Raw genomic sequence first — 24162 nt, forward strand, 5'->3', positions numbered from 1 at the left:
ATGCCCTTTCTTCAAATGAACAGTGTGGTCAAGTCTTACGGAGATAACGTTGTCTTGCGTGGCATCGACCTTCACGTCGAAAAACACGAGGTTGTCTGCCTCATCGGCGCTTCAGGTTGTGGGAAGTCGACCCTGCTCCGCTGCGTAAACGCGTTGGAAACGATCCAAGGCGGAGAAATCTACTTGGACAATGACGTCGTGTCCGGCGAGGGCATCGACGTGAATGCCTTAAGGCGCAGGGTGGGCATCGTCTTCCAGAGCTTCAACCTGTTCCCGCACATGACGGCCCTGGACAATGTCACTCTCGCCCCAACCCGGGTGTTGGGAGTGGCGAGAGCGGAAGCAGAGAAGCAGGCACATGAACTGCTCACGCGGGTGGGATTGAATCACAAGGCCAAGGCCTTTCCAGACCAGCTGTCGGGTGGCCAGCAGCAGCGGGTGGCCATCGTGCGGGCGCTGGCAATGAACCCCGACGTGCTGCTGCTCGATGAGATAACCTCCGCCCTTGACCCGGAACTTGTCGCCGAGGTGCTGAACATCGTCCGGGATCTGGCCAACGACGGACTGACTATCCTCATGGCCACCCACGAGATGTCTTTCGCCCGGGAAGTCTCAAGCCGTGTGGCCTTTCTCCATGAGGGGCAGGTCTTGGAGGTTGGGCCACCCGAGCAAATTTTCGGCAACCCCGCGGAACCCAGGACGCAGGAATTTCTGAAAAAAATTATTGCAGCAGGGAGGCTTTGAGATGTTGGAAGCCGCCGAAGGCGGCAAGCTCAAAGTCCTCATCGTGGAACACGAACGCAGCGCCGACGCAGCGCTGGTCGGCGAACGACTGGCCCGGGCTGGGGTGGAGACGACCGTGGTGGGACCGGAAACTGCGAACTCTGTGCCCGCTACCAGCGTCGGCTGCGACGGGATCGTAGTGCTCGGTGGTACTCCCGGGCCCGTCGACGACGAGTCCGCCCCGTGGCTGCCTGGAGTGCGCGCCCTGGTGAAGGACGCCCTGGAGACGCAGGTCCCGCTCTTGGGAATCTGCCTGGGCGCGCAATTGCTCGCCCATGTCGCCGGTGGACGTGTTGACGCGATCGCCGCGGGGCCGGAGATCGGGCTCGTGGAGATGCAATTGACTCCCGAGGGCGCCGCGGATCCGCTGCTTTACGGCTTTGACAAACCGCTCCAAGCGCTCCAATGGCACTGGCTTGAAGTGGCCACGCTTCCGGCAGGGTCTGTCTCCTTGTGCTCGAGCGACGTTTGCCGCAACCAAGCATTTCGTGTCGGTCGGAACGCCTGGGGTGTGCAGTTCCACCTCGAAGCAGTCGCACGCACGGCAAGTCAGTGGAGCCTCGAGAGCGGGGATATCCTGGCCGGTCTGGGGATAAACCCGGAATCGGAGATTATTAACCGATTCATGAAAGCCGAATCCGCGCTCAGAGAACAATGGTCGCTGGTCACAGACCGCTGGATTGAAGTGGTCCGCGAGCATGCGCACGTTGAGGCCTAAGCGGACTTTTCCCGAGGCGCGTGCCGGTGCCCTGGTGCAGCCATGGCAAAGGAACTCTTCCCAAGCTTTCCGACGCGAAGAGCATAAGCCTGATGCCGCCGTCCCCCTGCCCACCGAAAGGCGGCCGCGCGCTATTGGTCCGTGACGGGCGCCGCGTGGGGCAGCAGCGACGACGGCGCCGCGCCGACCATCACTTCGACGGCGCGGCCGAGGTGGGTGTGCCGGTCGCTGACTCCGTTCCAGCGCACCAGCCCCTGGGCATTCAGCCCGTCGATCATGCCCAGAACCTGCCAGGCAACGGCCTCCGCGTCCTGCGTGGTGAACTCGCCGGCGGCAACGCCCGCCTCGAGCAGCTCCCGGATCACCGCCTGCCACGCGTCCATCTGCGCGCGCACGCTGACTGCCAGCGCCTCGTTCCGGCGGCCCAAGGACCACGCTTCCACCCACACCGCCGTCACATCCAGCCGGCGGTCGTCCAGAAGCGTGTCAAGCAGCAGGCCGAGGCCCTGCCGGGGCGTGGGCCTCTCCGCCACCATGGCCGACACCTCTTCGATTTCAGCGGCCACGATGGAGGTGAAGGCGCCGGCCACGAGGACATCGACGGTGGGGTGGTAGTGCGCCACCAAGCCCGGGGCCACACCGGCCCTGCCCGCCACGTTGCGCAGGGTGATCGCGGCAAGGCCCTGCTCGAGCCCGATGGCCCGGGCCGCTTCAGCAAGTTCTGCGGCGCGTTCGGCGGGCGCCTTGCGCGGCGTGCGTTTGGGTGTGCTTGACATCACAGAACAGTCTAGAGTAACTTCGCTGCATTATTGATCATGCGATCAACAAGCGGGCCGGGCGGCCCTTCCTGTTCCCTCACGAGACGGAGGCCTTTGTGGCTTGGAGAATGCCGGCGGAAACCGATCCCCATGAGCGCACCTGGATGGCGTTCCCGCGGGCCGGGCTGACGCTGGGCGCGGATGCGGCGTCGGCCGAGGAAGCGTACGGCGCCTGGGCCGCGGTCGCGCACGCCGTCGCGGAGTTCGAACCCGTTGCCATGGTGGTCGACCCGACGGAACGGGAGCGCGCCGGCCGCATGCTGGATGGCGGTATCGACCGGCTCGAGGCGCCGCTGGATGAGTTCTGGATGCGTGACATCGGCCCCACCTTCGTGGTCGACGATGAACGGCCGGACGTCCTGGGAGCGGTGGACTGGACCTTCAACGGCTGGGGCGCGCCGGCCTGGGCCGAGTGGGAGAAGAGCCGCGGCATCGGAAGCTTTGTCGCCGCGCAGGCCGGCGCCGAGCTCGTCACCTCCCTGCTGGTGAACGAAGGCGGCGCCATCCACGTTGACGGCGAGGGCACCGTGCTGGTGACCGAAACCGTGCAGCTCGATCCCGATCGGAATCCGTATGCCGACAAGGGGCGGGTGGAAGCTGAACTGGCCCGCACGCTGGGCGCCACGCATACGGTGTGGGTCCCCCGGGGCCTGACCCGTGACTACGAGGACCTGGGCACGCGCGGGCACATAGATATGGTGGCCGCCCTTCCCTCACCCGGGCGGATCCTGCTGCACATGCAAAACAACCCCGCGCACCCCGACTTCGACGTCAGCCGGTCCCTGCGGTCCTTCTTCGAGACCCAGGTCGATGCGGCGGGCAAGCCGTTCGACATCGTCGAGCTGCCCGCCCCGGACACCCTGAAGGATGAGGAGGGTTTCGTCGACTGGAGTTACGTCAACCACCTGGTGGTCAATGGCGGCGTGATCGCCTGCGGCTACGGCGAGGAGCGCGCCGATGCGCTGGCGGCCGAAATCCTGGCCGAGGCCTACCCCGGCCGCCGCGTGGTCACGGTGGACGCGCGGCCGATACTGTCCCGCGGCGGCGGGATTCACTGCATCACGCAGCAGCAACCCAAGCTCGGCGCGAAGGCGGCAGCATGAGCCGGTTCGACGTGGTGGAGGCCTCGATTGCCCAACTGCGCGAGGCGCTGCACACGGGGCAGGCGACCAGCGAGGAACTCACGAACGCCTACCTGGAACGCATCGCCGCCTACGACCACGGCGGCATCCGGCTGAACGCCGTCGTCGTCTTGAATCCCGAGGCGCTCGCGGACGCCCGCGCTTCCGACCGGAGGCGTTCCCGCGGAGAAACCCTGGGACCGCTGGACGGCATCCCCTATACGGCCAAGGACAGCTACCTCGCCGAAGGCCTCACCGCCGCCGCGGGCTCGCCCGCCTTCGAGCATCTGGTCGCCAGGCGGGACGCGTTCGCCATCGAACGGCTGCGCGCGGCAGGGGCGGTGCTCCTGGGCCTCACCAACATGCCGCCGATGGCCAACGGGGGCATGCAGCGCGGCCTCTACGGACGCGCCGAAAGCCCCTACAACGCCGACTTCCTGACGGCCGCCTTCGGCTCCGGCTCATCCAACGGCTCCGGAACCGCGACTGCGGCAAGTTTCGCCGCCTTCGGCCTCGGCGAGGAGACCTGGTCCAGCGGCAGGGCGCCGGCGTCGAACAACGCGTTGTGTGCCTACACCCCGTCGCGCGGCGTCATCTCGGTGCGGGGCAACTGGCCGCTGGTCCCCACCATGGACGTGGTGGTGCCGCACACCCGGACCATGGCCGACCTGCTGGAAGTGCTGGACGTGATCGTGGCGGACGACCCCGAAACCCGCGGCGACTTCTGGCGCCTGCAGCCCTGGGTGCCCATCCCCGCCGCCTCGTCGGTCCGGCCCGACTCCTACCCGGCCCTGGCGCCCCGCGGACTCCAGCAGGCCCGGGACGCGCTGCAGGGAAAACGGTTCGGCGTGCCCCGCATGTACATCAACGCCGACCCCGATGCCGGCACCGGAGAGGACCCCGGCATCGGCGGTCCCACCGGGCAGCGGATCGAGACCCGGGCCTCCGTCATCGAGCTGTGGGAAGCTGCCCGCCGGGACCTGGAGGCGGCGGGGGCCGAGGTGGTTCCCGTCGATTTCCCGGTCGTCTCCAACTACGAGGGGGACCGGCCGGGTGCCCCGAAGATTGGCACCCGCGGCCTGGTCAGCCCGGAGTACCTGCGGCGGGAGATCCTGGATCTCTCCGCGTGGGCGTGGGATGACTTCCTCGCCGCCAACGGGGACCCCGCGCTCCGGACCTTGGCCGACGTGGACGGGTCGAAGATTTTCCCGCACCCACCCGGGGCCCTGCCGGACCCCTACGACGATTTCGACGACATCGCAGCCTATCCGGCGCACGTGCGGGAACACGGCGTTGCCTCGTTCACCGACATCCCCCATCTGGAGGAGGGGCTGCGGGGACTCGAGGAAACCCGCCGGGTGGACCTGGAAGCCTGGCTGGACCAGCACACACTGGACGCCGTCGTCTTCCCGGCGGTGGCGGACATCGGCCCCGCGGACATGGACGTCAACCAGGCTTCGGCAGACCTCGGCTGGCGCAACGGCGTCTGGGTGGCCAACGGGAACCTCGTCCCGCGCCACCTCGGCATTCCCACCGTCACCGTGCCCATGGGCACGACGGCGGACATCGGCATGCCCGTGGGACTTACCTTCGCGGGGCGCGCCTACGACGACAACGCCCTGTTGGCCGTGGCGGCCGCCTTCGAGGCGACCGGCGCCCGCCGCACCGAGCCGCCCCGGACCCCGCGGCTGGGCTGACGGCCGGGCCGGCCGGCGAGGGGCGGGCCCGCACGCGATTGGGCCGGCCCGCAATCCCGGGGGGCTAGGCGTGCGGCAGCTCCTGGACCACGAGGAACATGGCGCCGGTCGGGTCGGTCAGGGTGGCGACGCGGCCGAAGGACGTGTCCTCGGCAGGCTGGACCACGCTCCCGCCCCGGGCAGTCGCCTTGTCGACGGCCGCGTCGGCGTTCTCGACGGCGAAGTAGATGCGCCAGTGCGCCGGGACGCCTTCCGGCAGCCAGGCGCCGGCGTCCATGATCCCGGCCGCCGCGGTGTCGCCGGAGCCAAGCGTGGTGTAGCGGAACTCGTCGGTGTCGCTCATGACGTCCGTGTCCCAGCCGAACACGTCCTGGTAGAACTTCACGGTGGCGGGATAGTCGCGGGTGAAGAGTTCGTGCCAGGCGGGGGAGCCAGGCTCGGCGGCCAGCTCGTAGCCGGTGTGCCCGGCGAACTCCCAGAGGCCGACGGCGGCCCCTCCGGGGTCGGCGAGCATGCCCATCTTGCCCTGTTCGGGAACTTCCATCGGCTCAACGTAGACCTGGCCGCCGTGGGCCGTGGCGATGCTGGCGGTGGTGTCGATGTCGTCCACGCGCAGGTAGGTGGTCCACGTGTCCGGGGTGTCGGCCTGTTGGCTCTGCATGATGCCCGCAACGGCATGGCCGTCCTTGAAGGCCATGATGTAGCCGCCGTACTTCTCCTGGTCGCCGGTCTCATAGGTCCAGCCGAAAAGCTCCGTGTAGAACTGCTTGGCCCGCTCCGGATCGGAGGTCATCAGGTCCACCCAGCAGGGTGCACCGGGTGCGAGGGTGGGCTTGGGCATGGCTGGCTCCTGTTCAAAGGGTGGGTGCTGGAGACAAGCGCGAGCCTACTCGGGGCCGGGCCGCGGCGGCAACGGATTTTCCGGCCTAGACGCTCTCAGCGTTTCGGATATATTGCGGTCGGCGCCTGTGAGGGCTGCCGCCGATCCTGTCCCACAGGACCATCACTGCCGCCACCGGGCCCAGTACAGGGACCAGTAGCGCCGCGGCTGTGAGGCCAATCCGGATGAAGGGTCGACCCCTTCCGGCGACTGTCAGCACGAGAAGTGCACTCAGAAGGTGGACTGCACCGACCGCAATGAGGGTTCCCACGAGCGTTTGGCCGACCAGTTGCATCGCGTAGTTCAGCTGCCCCACGGGGTCCTCGGGGATGAAAGCAGCGACCATATCCGTTCCGTTCATAAGCATCCTCTCCTGACTCGGTCTGACCCCAGAAGGGAGTCACGCTCCGTACCCGCGGTGCCCTGTCGACTGCGCGGCGGGACGGGTCACACCTGGCGGTGCCGGGCACATCGCTGCGTTTGCCGGTGGCGCTCAGGCAGGCAGGGCCAGCGGTCGAACGTCCCAGCGGGCTTGGCTGCCCGGGTGATCGATCTGTCGGCAAATGCACTGCTAATGCGACGCAGTCCTTGCCCGAGGCTGCCGCGAGAAACCACAGAGGTGTGTCAGCCCGGCAGTGTCAAATTCTGGACCAACTTCCTCGTCGCTTTGCCCCTTGTACTGCCCAAATACTGTGGCTGGTGCATCGGCTGGCGACAGTTGCGCCAGGAACGCGGCTTCGAAGGGCGTTCTGAACCGCTTCTCCGACCGCGTGCGCATCAGCGCTTCATTAAGGGCTCCAAACTGATTCTGAGAGAAGCTAACCGCCAATCAATACTCCTTTTGACAAATTCAAGCGTTCGCCCGAGAACGTGTTGGACGCACGCCAAAATACGTTCAGCGTCCGGTTCTTCCACGTCCGGCGGGACACCACAAGCCTAGCTAAACTAGTTTGGTTAGGCAAACCGAATTTCATTCAAATACGTCCGCCACTGTTGACCGGGAACGCCCTGTCTGTGGCGTGCCCTGTTCAGCGGAGAGGTGACGGCCGCCGGAACGGCCGGAACCGCCCCGGCGCCCCGGGGGGGCCTTTACGGCGCATAGGACTCCGCCGGCACGTAGCCCTCGCCCGTGTGCTCCTGGACCTGCACCTCGGAAATCGGGGCCATGTTGGTGGTGGTGTCCACGCTCAGGCCGTCGAGCAGCAGCGGCGGCTCGAAGTCCTTGACGTTGCGGACCGCTTCCATGAGCGCCTCGTGGGTCGGCTCGGCCATGTTCTTGAACGCCTCCTCGAGGGTGGCCGCGGTGGCGTAGCCCCAGAGGCAATGCGGGATGATCTGGTCGGCGGTATCGGGGGCGTACTCCTTGATGTCGGCCAGGAACTGCTTCACTTCCTCGTCGTCGGTCTGCGTGGGTTGCTTGGTGAAGCCGGTGCTGTACACGTTCGGGAAGGCGCTGGCATTGCCCGGTTCCAGCACGTCCCGCTCGTTGGCGGCCACGGCCGCCAGGAAGATGGACGGGGTCCAGCCAAGGTCCTGCGCGCGGACCATCGACGACGCGGTCAGCGCCGGCACCGTGTTGGCCGAGAAGAAGACGTCGGCCTCGCTGTCCGCCAGTTGGGCCATCTGCGCGTCCACCGTCGGGTCGCCCGGTTCGAATGTGGCCCGCTGGACAATCTCCACCTCCGAGCCTTCGATGGCGTCCTCGAGCCCGGCAACAAACTCGTTGCCGGCGTCGTCGTTCTGTTCCAGCACGGCGACGGTGACCGCCGTGCCGGAGTCCACCAGGAACTTGCCGAACGAGTTGCCTTCGGCGTAGTAGGTGGGCATCCAGCCGATGGTCCACGGGTTGGCCTCGGGGTCTTCGCTGAACACCGAGTCTCCGGAGGCCACGAACACCTGCGGGAATTCTTCCTCGGTGGCCACCGGCATGACGGCCAGGTTGGTGCGGGTGCCCAGACCGTTGACGTCGGCGAAGACGCCCTCGGCGATCATCTGCCGGAAGTTCGCCACGGCGCGGCCGGGATCGTAGGCGTCGTCGTACGCTTTGAGCTCCACTTTGCGGGTCTTGCCGTCGCCGAATTCCACGCCGCCGTCCGCATTGGCGGCGCCGAAGTAGGCCTCCATGCCCGCGACCAGGCAGCTGCCCGGCGCGCCGGCCACGCCGCTGAGCGAGGTGGTGCTGCCGAGCAGGATGCTGGTGTCGGTGATGCCCTGCTCGGCTCCGCCGCCGCCCTCCGTGGCGCCCGGGCTGCCCTCGGGCGAGTTGCCGCCGTCGCCCCGGCCGCAACCGCTGAGCGCGAGCGTGAGGGCCGCCGCGGCCGCCACGGCACCCGTGGCGCCGCGTCCGATCTGCCGTGTTCGCATTGTTCTCTCCTTAGCCTTGTGGGCCTTGTGCTGGATCGGTGAGTTGCCCCCTGCCGGCTCACATCGCCGTGGTGGTCGGGGTATGGACTTCCGGGCCGGTGTCGGGAGCCTTGAGGGCGGCCTCGGGCTCCGCACGTCTGCGCCGCATCCGCCGCAGCAGCGCGGGCAGGGTCACCAGCCCGCCGGGGGCTAGGAACAGGATGACCAGCAGGGCCGCGCCGTAGATGATCGGGGTGTGCGAGGCGTCGATTTGCCCGGCCAAGACGGGAATGAAAACGAAGAAGAGTCCGCCGAGCAGGGACCCGAGAATGCTGGCCGACCCGCCGATGATCATGGCCGCCAGCATGTTGATGGAGACCACGAAGCTGAGGGTGGCCGGGGACATGTATTGCACGGCGGCCAGGTACAGGAAGCCCGCGACGCCGCCGTACAAGGACGCGACGGTGAACGCGAGCACCTTGTACCGGTAGTTGGAGACGCCCATCGCGGTGGCCACGGCCTCGTTCTCGCGCACGATGGCGAAGGCCCGTCCGATCCGGCCACGGGTCAGGTTGGCCGCCAGCACGAAGAGCACGGCGGCGATGCCGAGCACCACGTAGTACCGCCACTGGTCGTCGGCCAGGCCGGTCCAGTCCGGGGCGTTCATCCACTGCACGGTGATGCCGACGGAGCCGCCGGTGAAATCGTCCAGCCGCTTGGCCAGCCGGTCCGCGATGATCGGCAGCGAGATGGTGACCATGGCCAGCGAAACCCCGCGCAGCCGGACCGCGGGAAGGGCGACCAGGAGACCGACGACGGCGGGGATCAGGGCGGCGAGCACGAAGGTCAGCAGCACCGGCCAGCCCTCGGTGACGCCGTACGCGGTGACGTAGGCGCCCAGCCCCATGAATGCGCTTTGGCCCAGCGAGATCTGCCCGGCGTACCCGGTCACGAGGTTGAGCCCCAGGATCGCGACGGCGAAGGCGGCGACCACTGTCAGCTGGTAGTTCACGTAGGGGATGAGCTGCAGCGGCGCCAGGACCGCCAGCACGACGAGGACGACGGCGGCGGCGATCCGGAACCAGCGCGAGGCGAAGACGTTGCGCTTCATACCCGCACCACCTCCTTCTGCCCGAAGAGGCCCTGGGGCCTAACCAGCAGCACGATGAACATCGCGATCAGCGGCACGGCGATCTTGAGGTCGTCGCCGATGAAGCCGATGTAGGCCCCGGCGAGGTTTTCGACCACGCCGATCAGGCCGGCGGCAACCACCGCGCCCAGCGGGCTGTTGAGACCGCCGAGGATGGCGGCGGCCAGGGCGTAGACCAGCACCTGGTCCAGCATGTGCGGGGACAAGAAGACCTTCGGGGCGATCAACACGCCCGCGATGGCGCCCAGCACCGCGGCCAGGGCCCAGCCCACCATGAGCAGCCGGCCCACCGGGATGCCCGAGAGCGCGCTGGACTCGGGGTTGTCCGCCACCGCCCGCAGGGCCAGGCCGAGCTTGGTTTTCTTGAACAGCAGCTGGAGTGCCAGCACCACCAGCAGCAGCACCACGATGTTGCCCAGCGACTGATAGCTGATGAAGGCCCCGGCGACCTGGAAGGTGCCCAGCGGGAAGAGCGAGGGGAACTGCTGGGAGTTGTAGCCCCAGAACAGGCCGGCCAGCCCGGTGAACAGCACCAGCAGGGCCACCGTGACGATGATGGCGGTGTCGGGCAGCCCGCGCTCGAAGCGCCGCATGATCAGGCGCTCCACCCCGGCGCCCAGCGGCGCCGAGACCAGGATCGCCAGGGGAATGGCGAGCGCCGGCGGAATGCCGGCCTGCCACAGGGTCCAGGCCAGGAAGGTGGAGAACACGGCCATGGCGCCCTGCGCAAAATTGATCAGCCCGGTGGCCCGGTTCACCAGCACGATGGCGAGCGCCAGGGCGGCGTAGATGGCCCCGTTGCCCAGGCCGTCGATGATGAGCTGCAGGAACAGTGAATCCACGGCTCACCCGCCCAGGTACGCTTTGCGAATGGCTTCCAGGCCCATAAGCTCTTCGCGCGGCCCGGACAGCACAGCGTGCCCGGTTTCCAGGACCGTGGCCTCGTCCACAATGGAGAAGGCCAGGGCAGCGTTCTGCTCCACCACCACCATGGACAACCCCGTTTCGGTGCGCAGTTTGGTGATCGCTTCGTAGACCTGGCCGGCCGTGCTGGGCGCCAGCCCCAAAGACGGCTCGTCCAGCAGCACGAGCTTGGGCCCGGACATGAAGGCGCGCCCGATCGCGAGCATCTGCTGCTCACCGCCGGACAGCGCGGCGGCCGGTGTCTTGCTGCGCGCCGCGAGCTGCGGGAAGAGATCGAAGTAGTTGTCCCGGTCGGCGGCGACGCCGCGCTGGTCCTTGCGCCGGTAGGCACCGACCAGCAGGTTGTCCTGCACGCTGAGGTTGGCCAGGGTGCCGCGGTCCTGCGGCACGTGGGCGATACCCAGCCGGGCCACCTGGTCGGGCCGCATCCCGCCGATCCTGCGGCCCTCGAAGGTGATGTCCCCGCTGGTCTTTACCATGCCGCTGATGGCGCGCAACGTCGTGGTCTTGCCGGCGCCGTTGGCGCCCAGGATGCCGATCGCGCCGCCGTCGGCCACGCTCAGGCTGATCCCGTGCAGTGCCACGGCCCGGCCGTACCAGGCGCGCACGTTGGAGAGTTCGAGGAGGCCCGTCATGCCGCCCCCTGCCCGAGGTACGCCTCGACCACGCGCGGATCCTGCCGGACCTCGGCCGCCGTGCCCTCCGCCAGCTTCCGCCCCTGGTTGAGGACGGCCAGGCGGTCCGTCACCGCGGAAATCAAGCCCATGTGATGTTCGACGACGACGATGGTCAGCTCGAATTCCGCGCGCAGGTTCCTGATCCAGCCGATCAGGTCCTCGACTTCCGCGTGCGAAAGCCCGGCGGCCGGCTCATCCAGCAGCAGCAGTTTGGGCTGGCTGAGCAGCGCCCGGCACAACTCCACGCGCTTGCGGAAGCCGTGGGCCAGCTCGCCGGCCGGCAGCCGGGTGGCCCAGTCCAGGTCCAACCGGGCGAGAACGTCATGGGCCCGCCGGCGGAGAGCGCGCTCGCCGCGGACGGCGTGCGGGAGCCGGAGCGCCCAGGACAGCGCACCGCCGGACAGCCGTGAATGGCCGCCGAGGAGCACGTTGTCCAGCACCGTTTGGTCTAACTGCAGCGCGGGATGCTGGAACGTGCGGGCCAGCCCCATCCGCGCCAGGGCGGACGGCGCACGGGAGAGGACGTCCGCGCCGTCGATGCCGATGAACCCCGACGACGGCTTGTAGTGTCCGCTGACGCAGTTGAACAGGGACGTCTTGCCCGCGCCGTTGGGGCCAATGAGCCCGAAGACCGTCGAGGGTTCCACCTCGAAGGAAACAGAATCCAGCACCGTGATGCCGCCAAAGTGCAGAGAAACATCCTCGACGGTCAGCCGGGCCGTCATGGCCGCACACTCTCTGCCGTACGCCACATGGATTCAACGCTTCCTGGAGGCGGGAGACTGCTCATTCCGGCGTCGTGGGCCGGCTGGTGCTAACAAGAATGTTGACATTGAAGCTAACGATGTGATCTATCTCATGTCAAGGCGGTGATGGGAACGTTATGGCCGCCGTCGTCAGGCAGGGGAAGCAACAGGCGTTCGGCGGCTGCACGGCTGCACCGCGGAAAGGCGGACACGATGTCTGGCTCCATCCCGTATCTCTTCAGGGGACACCGCCATGCTCCCGAAGAGCGCGGCGGCCGTCCGCCCCAGCCTCGGACCGAACATCTTCCGGGCATGGTCATCGAGCGGGACATCGCCGTGGCCGCGTCGTCCGGCGCGGTGATCCGCGTGGATGTCTATCGGCCCGACGGCGCGGTGCGCGCCGCTCCGCTGGTCAGTTGGTCGCCGTACGGTAAGCACATCACCGAGCAGCTGGGCGTGGTCCGCCCCACCAGCGGGGTGCGGGCCGGTTACACCAGCGGGCTGACGACCTTCGAGGCGCCGGACCCCGCCTACTGGGTGCCGCACGGCTACGCGGTCGTCGTGGCCGACATCCCGGGCACCTGGTACTCGGAGGGCGCGGCAACCTACTGCTCTCCGGAGGAAGCCAGGGACTTCTACGACCTGATCGAGTGGGCCGGCGGGCAGGAATGGAGCAACGGCAAGGTCGGACTGTCCGGCGTCTCCTACCTGACCGTCTCCCAGTGGCGCGTGGCCGAGCTGGACCCGCCGCACCTGGCCGCAATCAACCCCTGGGAAGGCTGGACCGACACCTATCGGGAAGTCGCGCGGCACGGCGGCATCCCGGAAACGTGGTTCTGGCCCTACATCTGGGAACGCTGGGGCTACGCCACCGGCCCCATCGAAGACCTGGAAGCCGAGACGGCCGCGCATCCGTTCTACGACGCCTTTTGGGAGTCCAAGAGCGCCGAATTGGAGAAGGTCACCGTCCCGGCGTTCGTCGTCGCCAGCTGGTCGGACCAGGGGCTGCACACGCGGGGGACCCTGGAGGGCTTCCGCCGGATTGCCTCCGAGGAGAAATGGCTGTACGTGCACGGCCGGAAGAAGTGGGCCGAGTACTACCGCCCCGGCATGGTGGAGCAGCAGCGGGTCTTCTTCGACCACTTCCTCCACGGGCGGGACGGCGGCCTGGCGGACTGGCCGCGGGTGCGGCTGGAGGTGCGGGACCGCTTCTACGAGGGGAGCACCTACGCTGCCGCGGATTGGCCGGCGCCGCAGACCCGGTACCGCACCCTCTATCTCGATGCCGCGGCCGGCTCGCTCGCGGACGAGCCGCCCGCCGCAGAAGGGGCCGCCGCCTACGACTCGCTGGGCAGCGGGCTGCGGCCGCACCGGGCGGAATTCAGCCTCGCCTTCCGCGAGGAGACCATGCTCGTGGGCCACGCCAAGGCCGTGCTCTTCCTGTCGGCCCCGGACGCCGAGGATTTGGACGTCTTCGTGGCACTGTTCAAGAAGGACCGGGACGGCACGGTGGTCGGCTTCCCCTACTACGCCATTTTCGACGACGGCCCCGTCGCGGTGGGCTGGCAGCGCGCCTCCCACCGTGAACTCGATCCGGACCGCTCCACCGAGTACCTCCCGGTGCTGGCCCACCGGCGGGCCCTGCCGCTGCCCCCGGACGGCCCGGTCCGGCTGGAGATCGAGATCCTGCCCTCCGGTACCCGCTTCGAGGCCGGGGACACCCTGGGCCTGGTGGTGCAGGGGTCCGACGTCATGCGCTACCCCAAGCCCGACCTCTACGCCCGGCACGAGGACTCGGTCAACCGCGGGGAGCACCGCATCCACACCGGCGGGCAGTCCGCCTCGCACCTGGTGCTCCCGGTGTTCGCCGAAACCCCGGGCTAACACGCCGCAGCCCGGGCCGCGCACGGCGGCCGGCCGGCCCGGCCGTGGAACCAGATCACCGAAGGGAACATGACATGCCTGCCGAAAACCTCGAAGATGCCATCCAACGCACCGGCAATCCGGTGGAGCTGCTGCGGAATCTGCCCGCGCTGCCCATTGTCTTTCCGATCCAGCCGGAGTTCACCAACTGGCGGTCGGAGCAGCGGGCCTGGGACCAGTCCGTCGCCCTCCTGGACCAGTCCCACCACATGACCGACCTGTACCTTAACGGACCCGACGCCCTGAAGCTGCTCAGCGACCTGGGCGTGAACAAGTTCGCCAACTTCCGGCCGAACACCGCGAAGCAGTTCGTCGCGGTCAACGAGGACGGCCACCTGATCGGTGACGCCATCCTGGCCTGCCTGGCCGAGGGCAGCTTCAACCTGGTGGGTCATCACATGGTCGTGGACTGGGTGGAGTTCCACCTGGGGAAGGGCGGTTACGACGCCACCGCCGAGCGCGATGGCAATTCCCTGGTCCGGAAAGGCAACCCGAAGATCTACCGGTATGAACTGCAGGGGCCGCAGGCGCTTCCGCTGGTGGAGAAGCTCACCGGTGGACCGGTTCCCGACGTGAAGTTCTTCCACATGACCGACTTCACGATCGCCGGCTGCCGGGTCCGGGCGATCCGGCACGGCATCGCCGGCCAGGCCGGGTTCGAGATTTTCGGCCCGTGGCAGGAGGGCGAGCGCGTCCGCCAGGCCATCCTCGAGGCGGGCGAAGAGCTTGATCTGCGCCAAGTGGGCGCCAAGGCCTATTCCACCTCCCCGCTCGGCTCCGGATGGGTGCCGACGCCGGTGCCCGCCATCTTCAGCGGGGACCGGCTCGCCGACTACCGGAAGTGGCTGCCGCTCGCCTCCGCCGGGTCGCTCGGCGGAAGCTTCGCCTCCTCGAACATCGAGGATTACTACCTGACGCCATGGGACCTGAACTACGGCCGCGTGGTTTCCTTCGACCATGACTTCCTGGGCCGGAGCGCCCTGGAGCGGATGCGGGAGAACCCGGCCCGCGAAAAGGTCACGCTGGTCTGGAACAGCGACGATGTGGCCGGCGTGTTCAAATCGCTCGGTGAGAACGCGCTGCCGGCCAAGTACTTCGACATGCCCAAGGCCCGCTACGCGTTCTACCAGGTGGACCAGGTGCTGGCAGGCGGGGAACCCGCCGGCCTGTCCTTCGACTGCGGCTATGCGGCCAACGAGCAGGCCTTCCTCTCGCTGGCCACCGTGGAGAAGCGGCACAGCGCACCTGGCACGGAAGTCACCGTGCTCTGGGGCGAGGAGCCCAATACCCGCAAGCCCCAGGTCGAGCCGCACCGCCAGGTGGAGATTCGGGCGACGGTCGCCCCGGTGCCGTACGCCGACTTCGCGCGGAAGACCTACCGATCCTGACCCCGGGCGCGCGGCCGCGGCGTCGATGATCAACGGACTCGGCGGCGGCAGCAACGTGGCCCGGACGCGCGGCAACCTCTAAAAAACGATGGTGCTGTTGCCGTCGCGCAGCACCCGGTCCTCGCAGTGGGCCATCACCGCGCGGGACAGGACGCTGCGTTCCACGTCGGCGCCCAGCCGGGCGAGGTCCTCCGCGGAGTCGCTGTGCGAGACCCTGATGACGTCCTGGTCGATGATGGGCCCCTCGTCCAGGTCTTCGGTGACGTAGTGGGCCGTGGCCCCGATGAGTTTGACGCCGCGTTCCTTGGCCTTGCGGTACGGTGCCGCGCCGATAAAGGCGGGGAGGAACGAGTGGTGGATGTTGATTACCGGGACGCCCACCTCCTCCAGGAAGCCGGGCGAGATGATTTGCATGTACCGGGCCAGGACCACCAGGTCCACGTTGCCCTGCAGCAACTCCAGGTGGCGCCTCTCGGCCGCGGCCTTGTCCTCCTTGTCCACCGGCACATGGAAGTAGGGGATCCCGAACTGGCGCACATCGGAGCTGAGGTCGGGATGGTTGGAGACGACCATGGCGATGTTCACCGGCAGCTCGCCCCGCCGCTGCCGCCAGAGCAAGTCCAGCACGCAGTGGTCGGACTTGGACACGAAGATCGCCACGCGCTTCTGCCGGCTGACTTCCACCAGCCGCCACGACAGGTCCGGGTCGCCGGACAGTTGCTGCTCCAGGCTGTGCGCCAACTGCTCCACCCGGGCCGTCAGGTGGGGCAGATGGAAAACCGTCCGTTGGAAAAACCGGCCGCCTTCGGGATTGGTCGAATGCTGATCCAGCGAGACGATGTTGGCGCCGGCCTCGGTCAGCAGGGTGGAAACGCTGGCGACGATGCCCGGCCGGTCGGTGCCCTGGACGATCAATCGCCCCTGGTCTTCTGTCGACGGCGCTCCTGCCGGGGGCTTCTGCGGGTAGGTAGTCATGGCGCCCTGCCTTCCGAGGGCTCGCAGTTTGTTGCGAATAATTTAGCAGGCCCGCGGCCCGGAGGCTTCTGGTGGGAAGGGACCGATGTTGCCCGTCCTTTGGCACGCACGGAAAGTGAAACCAGAATTGTTGACGATTCTGGTTCCCGGTGGTTGACTTCCCCTAGGACAACCACACCGGGAGGACCCTTGAGCGACACCGAGCCGGCCCTGTTGGTGGTCAGCGCGCACGCGGGCGACTTCGTCTGGCGGGCCGGCGGCGCCATCGCCGCCGCGGCACAGCGCGGGGAACGCGCCGTCGTCGTGTGCCTGTCCTACGGCGAACGCGGCGAGTCCGCCAAGGCCTGGCGCGAGGGCAAGGAACTGGAAGAGATCAAGGCGATCCGCCGGCAGGAGGCGGAGAACGCCGCCGCGGCGCTCGGCGCCGAGGTCCGGTTCCTGGACGCCGGCGACTATCCGCTGGTGCCCACGCGGGACCTGGTGGACGAGCTGGTCAGGATCTACCGCGAGGTCAAGCCCACGGTGGTGCTGACCCATCCGCTGGCCGACCCGTACAACGGGGACCACCCGGCCGCGGCACGCATGGCGCTGGACGCGCGGGTGCTGGCGCAGGCCATCGGCTACGACGCGCCGGGCGATCCGCTGGGCGCCCCGCCGGTGTTCTTCTTCGAACCGCACCAGCCGGAGCAAAGCGACTTCAAGCCCAACGTCCTGCTCGACATCACGGCGGCCTTCCCGGCCAAGCGCACGGCGATGGAATGCCTGCCGGCGCAGCAGCACATGTGGGACTACTACACGGACCTGGCCACGCGCCGCGGCGTGCAGGTCAAACGCAACGCGGGGCCCAACCTCGGCTTCCCCACGGACACCAAGGGCGAGGCGTACATGCGCTACTACCCGCAAGTGACCGGCACGCTGGCATGAGAAACGTCATCGTCACCAACCCGCCCCGCGCCGACCTGGCCGACGCCAACGCGCTCGCCGGCTTCGGCGTCGCCACGGTCCATGAGGCGATGGGCCGCACCGGCCTGGCCGGCCCGCAGTTCCGGCCGATCCAGTCCGGCATCCGGGTGGCCGGCACCGCCGTCACGGTGCTCTGCTGGCCCGGCGACAACCTGATGGTCCACGCGGCCATTGAGCAGTGCCGCCCCGGGGACATGCTGGTGGTCACCACCACGTCCGAATGCACCGACGGCCTGTTCGGCGAGCTGTTCGCCACAGCCCTGCAGTACCGCGGCGTCCGCGGCGTGGTCACCAGCACCGGGGTGCGCGACGTGGCGGAACTGCAGGCGATGGGCTTTCCCGCCTGGTCCGCCGCCGTCCACGCCCAGGGAACGGTGAAGGCGAGCGCCGGGGCGGTCAACGTCCCTATCACCCTGGGCCGGGTCACGGTCCGGCCGGGCGACGTGATTGTCGCCGACGACGACGGCGTGGTCTGCGTGCCGCGGCTGGAAGCACCGGCGGCGGTCGAGGCTTCGCAGGCGCGCCTGGACAAGGAGGAAAAGACCCGGTCCCGGTTCCAGGAGGGGACGCTGGGCCTGGACTACTACGGCTTGCGGCCGGTCCTTGAGAAGCTCGGCGTTCAATACGTGGCGGCCGAGGACTATGACGGCTGAGCACGACGGCGATGCGCGGCCCCTGGCCGCGGCCGCCCCTTCCGGAGCCGGCGGGGACTACGACCACGGCGTCCGCTGCATGCTGATGCGCGGCGGCACCTCCAAGGGCGCCTACTTCCTGGCCGGGGACCTGCCGGCGGACAGCGCCGACCGCGACGACCTGCTGCTGCGGATCATGGGCAGCCCGGACGCCCGCCAGATCGACGGCATCGGCGGGGCCCACCCGCTGACCAGCAAGGTGGCGGTCATCTCACCGTCGAGCAATTCCGGGACCGACGTGGACTACCTGTTCCTGCAGGTCGCCGTGGACGAGGCGACGGTCACGGACAGCCAGAACTGCGGCAACATCCTCGCCGGTGTCGGACCCTTCGCCGTCGAACGCGGCCTGCTTCGGGCGCAGGGAAGCACGACGGCGGTGCGCATCCGGATGGTGAACACAGACAGCAGGGCCACGGCCACCTTCCCGACGCCCGGCGGCCGGGTGGACTACCGCGGGGACGCGGCCATCGACGGAGTGCCCGGTACCGCCGCCCCGGTCACCTTGGACTTCGCCGACACCGCCGGCTCCTCCACCGGGGCGCTGCTGCCCACCGGGCGGGAGGCGGACGTGGCGGACGGCGTCGACGTTACCTGCGTGGACAACGGCATGCCGTCGGTCCTGCTGCGGGCGGGCGATCTCGGGGTCACCGGCTACGAGGACCCGGCCGAGCTGGAAGCCGACACCGCCCTGGCGGACCGGCTGGCCCGGATCCGGATTGAGGCGGCGAAGCTGATGGGCATGGGCGACGTGTCCGGCAAGACCGTGCCGAAGCTGGTGCTGCTCTCCGCGCCGCGCAACGGGGGCACGGTCAACACCCGCAGCTTCCTGCCGGTGCGCTGCCACACGTCCATCGGCGTGCTCGGTGCCACCACCGTGGCGGCCGGCATCCAACTGCAGAACGCCGTCGGACACGAACTGGCCCGGCTCCCCGCCGGCGGAAGGCCGCTCCGGCTCGAGCACCCCACCGGCTACCTGGACGTCGGCGCGGAACTGGCCGAGCGTCCCGCCGGCATCACCACCACGTCCTCCACGGTGCTGCGGACGGCGCGGAAGCTGTTCGACGGCACCGTCTTTCCCCGAGACCGGGTGGCCCCGCAACCGAAGTGAAGGAAGACCATGACACCCCAGCACCGCGACATCGCCCACCTGGGCAACATCGAACTGTTCACTGACAAATTCAACGAGAGCTACTGGTTCTTCAACGACCTGCTGGCCATGCGGGAGGTCGCCCGCGCCGGAGACTCGGTCTTCCTGCGCACCTGGGACGACTACGAAAACTGGAGCATCAAGCTCACCCCGCGGCAGGCCTCCGGCGTCGGACTGGTCGCGCACCGGGCGGCCTCACCCGAGGCGCTGGACCGGCTGGTGGCTTCGATCCAGGAATCCGGGCAGGACGGACAGTGGCGGGACGGGGAATTCGGCGTCGGGCCGTCGTTCCACTTCACGGACCCGGACGGCCACCCGATGTCCGTCTACTACGAGACCGAGTGGTACCGGGCCACGGACGACAAGCCGGCCCTGAAGAACCAGGCGTCCCGGTTCCCCGGCCACGGGGTCAACGCCCGCCGGCTGGACCACATCAACTACCTGGCGGCCAACGTGGAGGCGAACGCGAAGTTTTCGGCCGACGTCCTGGGCCTGAAGGACAGCGAACTGATCCGGCTGGACAACGGACGCACCGCGGCCCATTGGTTCCGGTTCGGCCAGAAGTCCTATGACCTGGTCTACTCGGCCGACCACCTGGGCGCCTCCGGCCGCCTGCATCACATCGCCTTCGCCCCGGACACCCGTGAAGACATCCTCAAGGCCGCCGACATCTTCCTGGAGAACGGCATCCACATCGAGTCTGGTCCGCACAAGCACACGATCAACCAGACGTTCTTCCTCTACGTCTACGAGCCGGGCGGGAACCGCATCGAGTTCGCCAACGCCGGCGCGCGGCTCCTGCTGGCACCGGACTGGGAACCGGTGGTCTGGACCGAGACGGAACGGAAGAAGGGCCAGGCCTGGGGGATGCAGACCATCTCGACCTTCCATACCCACGGCACACCGCCCGTAGAAGTGCCGGACACGCCCTGAGAACCACATGGGCTAGGTTATTGGCAACAACTTCGTCAGCACACTCTCTCAGCATGGAGCAGCCTCCCGTGAGCACCGCCAGCCAGATTGCCGCACCCCGATCAACCGACCCGGCCGCCGTCGTCGCCGGGCTCAAACGGGCGATCGACCGGGGCGAACTCGTGCCCAACCAGCGGTTGGTGGAGGCGGATATCTGCGCCGAGTACCATGCCAGCCGGGCCACCGTCCGGGCGGCGCTGGCGGAGCTGACGCTGGAGGGGCTGGTGGAGCGCATCCAGAACCGCGGCGCCCGGGTGCGCGCGGTCGCGGTGGAGGAAGCGGTGGAGATCACCGAGGTTCGTGCCGCCTTGGAAGCCATCTGCGCGGCCAAGGCCGCCGAACAGGTCACCGACGAGGACGTGCGGGAACTGCGGGCCCTTGGCGAGGCCATGAGCCGGGCCGTGGCCGCCGGCGACCTGCTGAAGTATTCGGACCTGAACAAGACCTTGCACCGCCGGGTCGTCGAACTGAGCCGGCACGAAACGGCGGCCGCTCTGATCGCGCGCCTGCGCGGCCAGAGCGTCCGCTTCCAGTTCCGGCTGGCCATGCAGCCGGGCCGGCCCGCCGTATCCCTGCCCGAGCACCTGGAGATTCTGGACGCGGTCTGCGCCAAGGACCCGGAACGGGCCGCCGCAGCCATGGATAAGCACCTCAAGAGCGTTGCCGATGCCATCACGCGGGCGGCCGAGGACCCCGGCCGCTAAAGAAGCCGGTTCCCCTGCCGCCCGCAACCGCACAGCATGCCTTCGGCCAACGGAGGCATGGAAGAGACGCCGGCCCCGGCCGGCGGGGATAGGGGAATCATGAGTGCACAGAACCTGCAGGACGTCCTGGACCAGGCCGGCAATACCGTGGAGCTGCTGCGCAATTCGCAGATCGGCGCCTACGTCTACCCGGTGGTGGCACCGGAATTCACCAACTGGCGCAGCGAGGTCCGGGCCTGGCGGGAGACCGCCGTGCTGTACGACCAGTCCCACCACATGGACAACCTGTTCATCAAGGGCCCCGATGCGCTGAGACTGATCTCCGACACCGCGATCAACTCGGTGGCCACCTTCCCGGTGAACAGGGCCAAGCAATATGTGCCGACGACGCCGTCCGGGCACGTGATCGGCGACGGCATCCTCTTCCACGAGGCCGAGGACCAGTTCGTCTACGTGGGGCGTTCCCCCGCGGCCAACTGGCTGCTCTTCCACGGGCAGACCGGCGGGTACGACGTGGAGCTGGAGGTGGACCGGCGGTCGCCGTCGCGGCCGATGGGCAAGCCCGTGCAGCGCAGGTACTGGCGGTTCCAGATCCAGGGTCCGAACGCGTGGCAGGTCATCGAAAAGCTCAACGGCGGCACCGTGGAGCAGCTGAAATTCTTCAGCATGGACCACATGCAGGTGGCCGGGGTCCAGGTGCGCACGCTCCGCCACGGCATGGCCGGCGCCCCCGGGCTGGAGCTCTGGGGGCCCTACGAGTCCTACGAGCGCGTCCGCGAGTTCATCCTGGACGCCGGCCGGGAGTTCGGCCTACTGGCTGTCGGCGCCCGGGCCTACTCGTCCAACACTCTGGAATCGGGCTGGATTCCGTCCCCGCTGCCGGCCATCTACTCTGGGGAGGAGCTTCGCCCGTACCGGGAATGGCTGGGTGCGGACAGCTACGAAGCCGTCAACGCCGTGGCCGGCAGCTTCGTCTCCGACAACATCGAGGATTACTACCTGAACCCGTGGGAGCTGGGCTACGGCTCGTTCATCAAGTTCGACCACGACTTCATCGGCCGCGAGGCGCTGGAGAAGATCGACGGCCAGACGCAGCGGAAGAAGGTCACGCTGGCCTGGAACGCCGAGGACATGACCAAAATCTTCGCCTCGCTGTTCGACCCGGAGGGAACGCCCTACAAGTACTTCGACCTGCCCAACGCCAACTACGGCTCCTCGAACTACGATTCCATCGTCGACGCCGGCGGCACGAACGTGGGCCTGTCCCTGTTCACCGGTTACAGCGCCAACGAGCGGCGGGCGCTGTCACTGGCCACGGTCAACCCCGACGTGGAGATCGGCACGGAGGTGAACGTGGTCTGGGGCGAGCCCGACGGCGGCACCCGCAAGACCACCGTGGAACCGCACCGGCAACTGGAAGTCCGGGCCGTGGTCAGCCCCGCGCCCTACTCCGTGACCGCGCGCAAGGAATACCGCGGCGGCTGGCGGACCGCCCAGGCGGTCTGAACCGGGGGACCGTCCCGCAGGCGGGGCCGGCCCCGTTCCTCTGCTGCTCCGCGTCGGGCGGACGAAGGGCCGCCCGCCGCCGTCGTCGTGGTTAGTGGCCAGCGGCGGCTGCCGCCTCGTCCAGGTGGGCGATGGCGCGGGTGTCTTGGAACGCGCGGACGCCTTCGATGCCCTGTTCACGGCCGAAGCCCGAGTGCTTCATGCCGCCGAACGGCGCACGGAGGTCCAGGCGGGTCGCGCCGTGGTCGTTGACCCAGACGTAGCCGCAGACCAGCTGCGAGCCGACGGCGTTGGCCTTGTCCGTGTCCGCGGTCCACACCGAGCCGCAGAGGCCGGCCCAGGTGTCGTTGGCCAGGGCCAGCGCTTCCTCTTCGGTGTCGAAGGGGAGGATCGGGATGACCGGACCGAACTGTTCCTGCGTGACCACGCGCAGCTGCGGGTCCGGGTCGACCACCAACGCCGGCCGCAGGAAGTTGCCGCCCTGCAGCTCCGGGTCCGCCGGCAGTTCCCCGAATTCCCGGACGTCGGCACCGGCGGCCTTCGCCTCGGCGATGAGTTCTTCGACGAAGGTCTTCTGCGCAGGCTGGTGCAGCGGGCCCATGGTGGTGCCCTCGTCCAGGCCATAGCCGACGACGGCCTTCTCCAGCCGCTCGGACAGCCCGGCGACCAGTTCCTCCAGCCGGGAGCGGTGCACATAGATGCGCTTGGCGGCCATGCAGATCTGCCCGGTCGTGTCGAAGACCGCGGCATACAGCCGGTCCAGGTGCGTGTCGTCCAGGACGGCGTCCTCGAGGACCACCGCCGGGTCGTTGCCGCCGAGCTCCAAGGTGACCCGGGTCAGGCTCTTGGACGCCATCTCCATCATCTTCTTGCCGCCGCCCACACTGCCGGTGAAGCAGACCTTCGCCACGTCGTCGTTCTGGATCAGGCCGCCCATCTCGCTGTCCTGGCCGGTGACAATATTCAGCACACCCGGCGGCAGTTTTTCCGCCACGCGCTGCACTACCCGGGTGATTGCCAGCGGGGTGGTGGGCGGCGGCTTGACGATCGCGGTGTTGCCAGCCAGCAGGGCGTGCGGCAGCGAGGCACCCAGGATGGCGATGGGCCAGTTGAACGGAACGATTACCGTGACCACGCCCAGCGGCTGGTATGCCACCGAGGTGGTCACCGGGATGCCCGGGGCCGGTTCGAGGACCTTGCCCTGGTCCACCTCGTCCGCGAGCGCCAGGGCGAGCTGGAAGCGGATCTCGAAGACCAGGGCGTCCACCCAGGCCTCCATGCGGATCTTGCCGTTTTCCTGCGACAGGATCGCCGCGTCCTCGTCACGGAGATCGGCGATGCCTTCGATGGCCGCGCCGAGCCGGGCGGCGCGCTCCTTGGCGCCGAGCGCAGCCCACGCCGGGAAGGCGGACTTCGCGGCGGCGACGGCGTCGGCCACATCCTGCCGGGTGGCGGCCGCCGCGTAGCCCACCACGGAACCGGGCTTGCCGGGGTCCGCTACCGGGTATTTTTCGCCGGAGTCCCGGACTTCGCCGGCGATATAGAGCCCGGTAGTGACCTGGCCGGTTTCGCCGGTAGTGCTTGCTACGTCAGTCATCTCGAAACACCTCTCTGTGTTTTGACCGTTCCGGCCCCATGCCGGAACTGCAGGAGCGACGTTCTTCAGCGTCGGCGCCCCCTGCCGGCTGAAGGCGACAACCTCAGAGCGTGGTGGGCGCCAGTTTCCCCTGCCTTCAGCTTTGCCTATCCGCGGGGGGAGTGCTAGGGGTTGGTGCGCCCTATTTTCCGGCTGGCGCCGCCCGCTTTAGTAGCCGCGGTACGGGTTTTCGTCCGTGCCGCCGCGGCGGCCCTGGTCGTAGCCTTCCTGCCAGGCTTGGTGCACGGAGGCCACCAGCCCGGCGAGCAGTTCGTAGGAAGGGTGGTCCGGTCCGATGTACACCATCTCTTCTCCGGCCCGGTTCAGGATGCTGTGGATGTGCGTGCTCATCGTGGTCTTTCCTTTGAGTTCCGGGTATCTGCCGGCTGGGGTGACGCC

Annotated in this window: 22 protein-coding genes; 12 read left to right on the forward strand and 10 right to left on the reverse strand. The window is 68.3% G+C overall.

What is annotated here, in order from left to right:
• Both AC5RTY_RS11450 and AC5RTY_RS11455 read left to right on the forward strand, forming a co-directional pair.
• A complete protein-coding gene (locus AC5RTY_RS11450) occupies positions 1 to 744 on the forward strand; it encodes an amino acid ABC transporter ATP-binding protein (RefSeq protein ID WP_494048933.1) in 744 nt (247 codons plus the stop codon).
• Position 745: 1 nt separating this feature from the next.
• On the forward strand, positions 746 to 1501 hold the full coding sequence (locus AC5RTY_RS11455; protein WP_494048932.1) for a type 1 glutamine amidotransferase: 756 nt from the start codon (positions 746 to 748) through the stop codon (positions 1499 to 1501).
• A gap of 131 nt (positions 1502 to 1632) precedes the next feature.
• Here AC5RTY_RS11455 and AC5RTY_RS11460 read toward each other — a convergent pair whose 3' ends face one another.
• Positions 1633 to 2277, reverse strand: coding sequence for a TetR/AcrR family transcriptional regulator (locus tag AC5RTY_RS11460; protein ID WP_494048931.1), 645 nt, complete (start codon positions 2275 to 2277; stop codon positions 1633 to 1635).
• Between the two features lie 98 nt (positions 2278 to 2375).
• Here AC5RTY_RS11460 and AC5RTY_RS11465 point away from each other — a divergent pair, with 98 nt between their 5' ends.
• Complete coding sequence (locus tag AC5RTY_RS11465; RefSeq protein ID WP_494048930.1) at positions 2376 to 3422, forward strand: agmatine deiminase family protein; 1047 nt, start codon at positions 2376 to 2378, stop codon at positions 3420 to 3422.
• A complete protein-coding gene (locus AC5RTY_RS11470; protein ID WP_494048929.1) occupies positions 3419 to 5137 on the forward strand; it encodes an amidase in 1719 nt (572 codons plus the stop codon). Before AC5RTY_RS11465 ends, AC5RTY_RS11470 begins: the two co-directional genes overlap by 4 nt.
• A gap of 64 nt (positions 5138 to 5201) precedes the next feature.
• Here AC5RTY_RS11470 and AC5RTY_RS11475 read toward each other — a convergent pair whose 3' ends face one another.
• The 6 genes from AC5RTY_RS11475 to AC5RTY_RS11500 all read right to left on the reverse strand — a co-directional run bounded on the left by AC5RTY_RS11475 (position 5202) and on the right by AC5RTY_RS11500 (position 11836).
• On the reverse strand, positions 5202 to 5978 hold the full coding sequence (locus AC5RTY_RS11475; RefSeq protein WP_494048928.1) for a VOC family protein: 777 nt from the start codon (positions 5976 to 5978) through the stop codon (positions 5202 to 5204).
• A 1128-nt stretch (positions 5979 to 7106) separates the two neighbouring features.
• Positions 7107 to 8381 (reverse strand): ABC transporter substrate-binding protein, encoded by a 1275-nt coding sequence (locus AC5RTY_RS11480; RefSeq protein WP_494139563.1) that lies wholly within the window; start codon positions 8379 to 8381, stop codon positions 7107 to 7109.
• Positions 8382 to 8439: 58 nt separating this feature from the next.
• Complete coding sequence (locus tag AC5RTY_RS11485) at positions 8440 to 9471, reverse strand: branched-chain amino acid ABC transporter permease (RefSeq protein ID WP_494048925.1); 1032 nt, start codon at positions 9469 to 9471, stop codon at positions 8440 to 8442.
• A complete protein-coding gene (locus tag AC5RTY_RS11490; RefSeq protein ID WP_493977056.1) occupies positions 9468 to 10352 on the reverse strand; it encodes a branched-chain amino acid ABC transporter permease in 885 nt (294 codons plus the stop codon). Before AC5RTY_RS11490 ends, AC5RTY_RS11485 begins: the two co-directional genes overlap by 4 nt.
• Before the next feature lie 3 nt (positions 10353 to 10355).
• On the reverse strand, positions 10356 to 11069 hold the full coding sequence (locus tag AC5RTY_RS11495) for an ABC transporter ATP-binding protein (protein ID WP_494013145.1): 714 nt from the start codon (positions 11067 to 11069) through the stop codon (positions 10356 to 10358).
• On the reverse strand, positions 11066 to 11836 hold the full coding sequence (locus AC5RTY_RS11500; protein ID WP_494013144.1) for an ABC transporter ATP-binding protein: 771 nt from the start codon (positions 11834 to 11836) through the stop codon (positions 11066 to 11068). Before AC5RTY_RS11500 ends, AC5RTY_RS11495 begins: the two co-directional genes overlap by 4 nt.
• Positions 11837 to 12070: 234 nt before the next feature.
• Here AC5RTY_RS11500 and AC5RTY_RS11505 point away from each other — a divergent pair, with 234 nt between their 5' ends.
• Positions 12071 to 13741, forward strand: coding sequence for a CocE/NonD family hydrolase (locus tag AC5RTY_RS11505; RefSeq protein WP_494013143.1), 1671 nt, complete (start codon positions 12071 to 12073; stop codon positions 13739 to 13741).
• 74 nt (positions 13742 to 13815) lie between these two features.
• The gene (locus AC5RTY_RS11510; RefSeq protein ID WP_494013142.1) at positions 13816 to 15168 is read left to right on the forward strand and encodes an aminomethyl transferase family protein; all 1353 of its coding nucleotides are present in this window, start codon (positions 13816 to 13818) and stop codon (positions 15166 to 15168) included.
• A gap of 78 nt (positions 15169 to 15246) precedes the next feature.
• Here the strand turns inward: AC5RTY_RS11510 and purU are convergent, their stop codons facing one another.
• Positions 15247 to 16143 carry a formyltetrahydrofolate deformylase gene (gene purU / locus AC5RTY_RS11515; RefSeq protein ID WP_494013141.1) on the reverse strand — a complete coding sequence of 299 codons (897 nt, stop codon included), beginning with the start codon at positions 16141 to 16143 and terminating at the stop codon, positions 15247 to 15249.
• A 189-nt stretch (positions 16144 to 16332) separates the two neighbouring features.
• On the opposite strand from purU, the gene AC5RTY_RS11520 reads away from it, so the two are divergent.
• The 6 genes from AC5RTY_RS11520 to ligM all read left to right on the forward strand — a co-directional run bounded on the left by AC5RTY_RS11520 (position 16333) and on the right by ligM (position 22127).
• A complete protein-coding gene (locus AC5RTY_RS11520) occupies positions 16333 to 17067 on the forward strand; it encodes a PIG-L deacetylase family protein (protein ID WP_494013140.1) in 735 nt (244 codons plus the stop codon).
• Complete coding sequence (locus AC5RTY_RS11525) at positions 17064 to 17759, forward strand: 4-carboxy-4-hydroxy-2-oxoadipate aldolase/oxaloacetate decarboxylase (RefSeq protein WP_494013139.1); 696 nt, start codon at positions 17064 to 17066, stop codon at positions 17757 to 17759. Before AC5RTY_RS11520 ends, AC5RTY_RS11525 begins: the two co-directional genes overlap by 4 nt.
• Positions 17749 to 18906: a 4-oxalomesaconate tautomerase gene (locus AC5RTY_RS11530; RefSeq protein ID WP_494139564.1), complete on the forward strand. Its 1158-nt coding sequence runs from the start codon at positions 17749 to 17751 to the stop codon at positions 18904 to 18906. The genes AC5RTY_RS11525 and AC5RTY_RS11530 overlap by 11 nt, the downstream gene beginning before the upstream one ends.
• Before the next feature lie 9 nt (positions 18907 to 18915).
• Positions 18916 to 19878: a VOC family protein gene (locus AC5RTY_RS11535; protein WP_494139565.1), complete on the forward strand. Its 963-nt coding sequence runs from the start codon at positions 18916 to 18918 to the stop codon at positions 19876 to 19878.
• A gap of 53 nt (positions 19879 to 19931) precedes the next feature.
• Positions 19932 to 20621, forward strand: coding sequence for a GntR family transcriptional regulator (locus tag AC5RTY_RS11540; protein ID WP_494139566.1), 690 nt, complete (start codon positions 19932 to 19934; stop codon positions 20619 to 20621).
• A gap of 99 nt (positions 20622 to 20720) precedes the next feature.
• Positions 20721 to 22127 carry a vanillate/3-O-methylgallate O-demethylase gene (gene ligM / locus AC5RTY_RS11545; protein WP_494139567.1) on the forward strand — a complete coding sequence of 469 codons (1407 nt, stop codon included), beginning with the start codon at positions 20721 to 20723 and terminating at the stop codon, positions 22125 to 22127.
• 91 nt (positions 22128 to 22218) lie between these two features.
• Here ligM and AC5RTY_RS11550 read toward each other — a convergent pair whose 3' ends face one another.
• Together AC5RTY_RS11550 and AC5RTY_RS11555 are read right to left on the reverse strand one after the other, a co-directional pair.
• Positions 22219 to 23724, reverse strand: a complete 1506-nt coding sequence (locus tag AC5RTY_RS11550) for an aldehyde dehydrogenase family protein (RefSeq protein WP_494139568.1) — start codon at positions 23722 to 23724, stop codon at positions 22219 to 22221.
• 207 nt (positions 23725 to 23931) lie between these two features.
• The gene (locus tag AC5RTY_RS11555) at positions 23932 to 24114 is read right to left on the reverse strand and encodes a hypothetical protein (RefSeq protein WP_494139569.1); all 183 of its coding nucleotides are present in this window, start codon (positions 24112 to 24114) and stop codon (positions 23932 to 23934) included.
• Positions 24115 to 24162 lie beyond the last annotated feature (48 nt).

Source organism: Arthrobacter sp. Y3224055 (genome assembly GCF_059090825.1).

Coding starts and splice junctions, on each gene's coding strand:
- AC5RTY_RS11450 (WP_494048933.1), top strand. CDS start 1: ATGCCCTTTCTTCAAATGAACAGTGTGGTCAAGTCTTACGGAGATAAC.
- AC5RTY_RS11455 (WP_494048932.1), top strand. CDS start 746: ATGTTGGAAGCCGCCGAAGGCGGCAAGCTCAAAGTCCTCATCGTGGAA.
- AC5RTY_RS11460 (WP_494048931.1), bottom strand. CDS start 2,277: ATGTCAAGCACACCCAAACGCACGCCGCGCAAGGCGCCCGCCGAACGC.
- AC5RTY_RS11470 (WP_494048929.1), top strand. CDS start 3,419: ATGAGCCGGTTCGACGTGGTGGAGGCCTCGATTGCCCAACTGCGCGAG.
- AC5RTY_RS11475 (WP_494048928.1), bottom strand. CDS start 5,978: ATGCCCAAGCCCACCCTCGCACCCGGTGCACCCTGCTGGGTGGACCTG.
- AC5RTY_RS11480 (WP_494139563.1), bottom strand. CDS start 8,381: ATGCGAACACGGCAGATCGGACGCGGCGCCACGGGTGCCGTGGCGGCC.
- AC5RTY_RS11485 (WP_494048925.1), bottom strand. CDS start 9,471: ATGAAGCGCAACGTCTTCGCCTCGCGCTGGTTCCGGATCGCCGCCGCC.
- AC5RTY_RS11495 (WP_494013145.1), bottom strand. CDS start 11,069: ATGACGGGCCTCCTCGAACTCTCCAACGTGCGCGCCTGGTACGGCCGG.
- AC5RTY_RS11500 (WP_494013144.1), bottom strand. CDS start 11,836: ATGACGGCCCGGCTGACCGTCGAGGATGTTTCTCTGCACTTTGGCGGC.
- AC5RTY_RS11505 (WP_494013143.1), top strand. CDS start 12,071: ATGTCTGGCTCCATCCCGTATCTCTTCAGGGGACACCGCCATGCTCCC.
- AC5RTY_RS11510 (WP_494013142.1), top strand. CDS start 13,816: ATGCCTGCCGAAAACCTCGAAGATGCCATCCAACGCACCGGCAATCCG.
- purU (WP_494013141.1), bottom strand. CDS start 16,143: ATGACTACCTACCCGCAGAAGCCCCCGGCAGGAGCGCCGTCGACAGAA.
- AC5RTY_RS11525 (WP_494013139.1), top strand. CDS start 17,064: ATGAGAAACGTCATCGTCACCAACCCGCCCCGCGCCGACCTGGCCGAC.
- AC5RTY_RS11530 (WP_494139564.1), top strand. CDS start 17,749: ATGACGGCTGAGCACGACGGCGATGCGCGGCCCCTGGCCGCGGCCGCC.
- AC5RTY_RS11535 (WP_494139565.1), top strand. CDS start 18,916: ATGACACCCCAGCACCGCGACATCGCCCACCTGGGCAACATCGAACTG.
- AC5RTY_RS11540 (WP_494139566.1), top strand. CDS start 19,932: ATGGAGCAGCCTCCCGTGAGCACCGCCAGCCAGATTGCCGCACCCCGA.
- ligM (WP_494139567.1), top strand. CDS start 20,721: ATGAGTGCACAGAACCTGCAGGACGTCCTGGACCAGGCCGGCAATACC.
- AC5RTY_RS11550 (WP_494139568.1), bottom strand. CDS start 23,724: ATGACTGACGTAGCAAGCACTACCGGCGAAACCGGCCAGGTCACTACC.
- AC5RTY_RS11555 (WP_494139569.1), bottom strand. CDS start 24,114: ATGAGCACGCACATCCACAGCATCCTGAACCGGGCCGGAGAAGAGATG.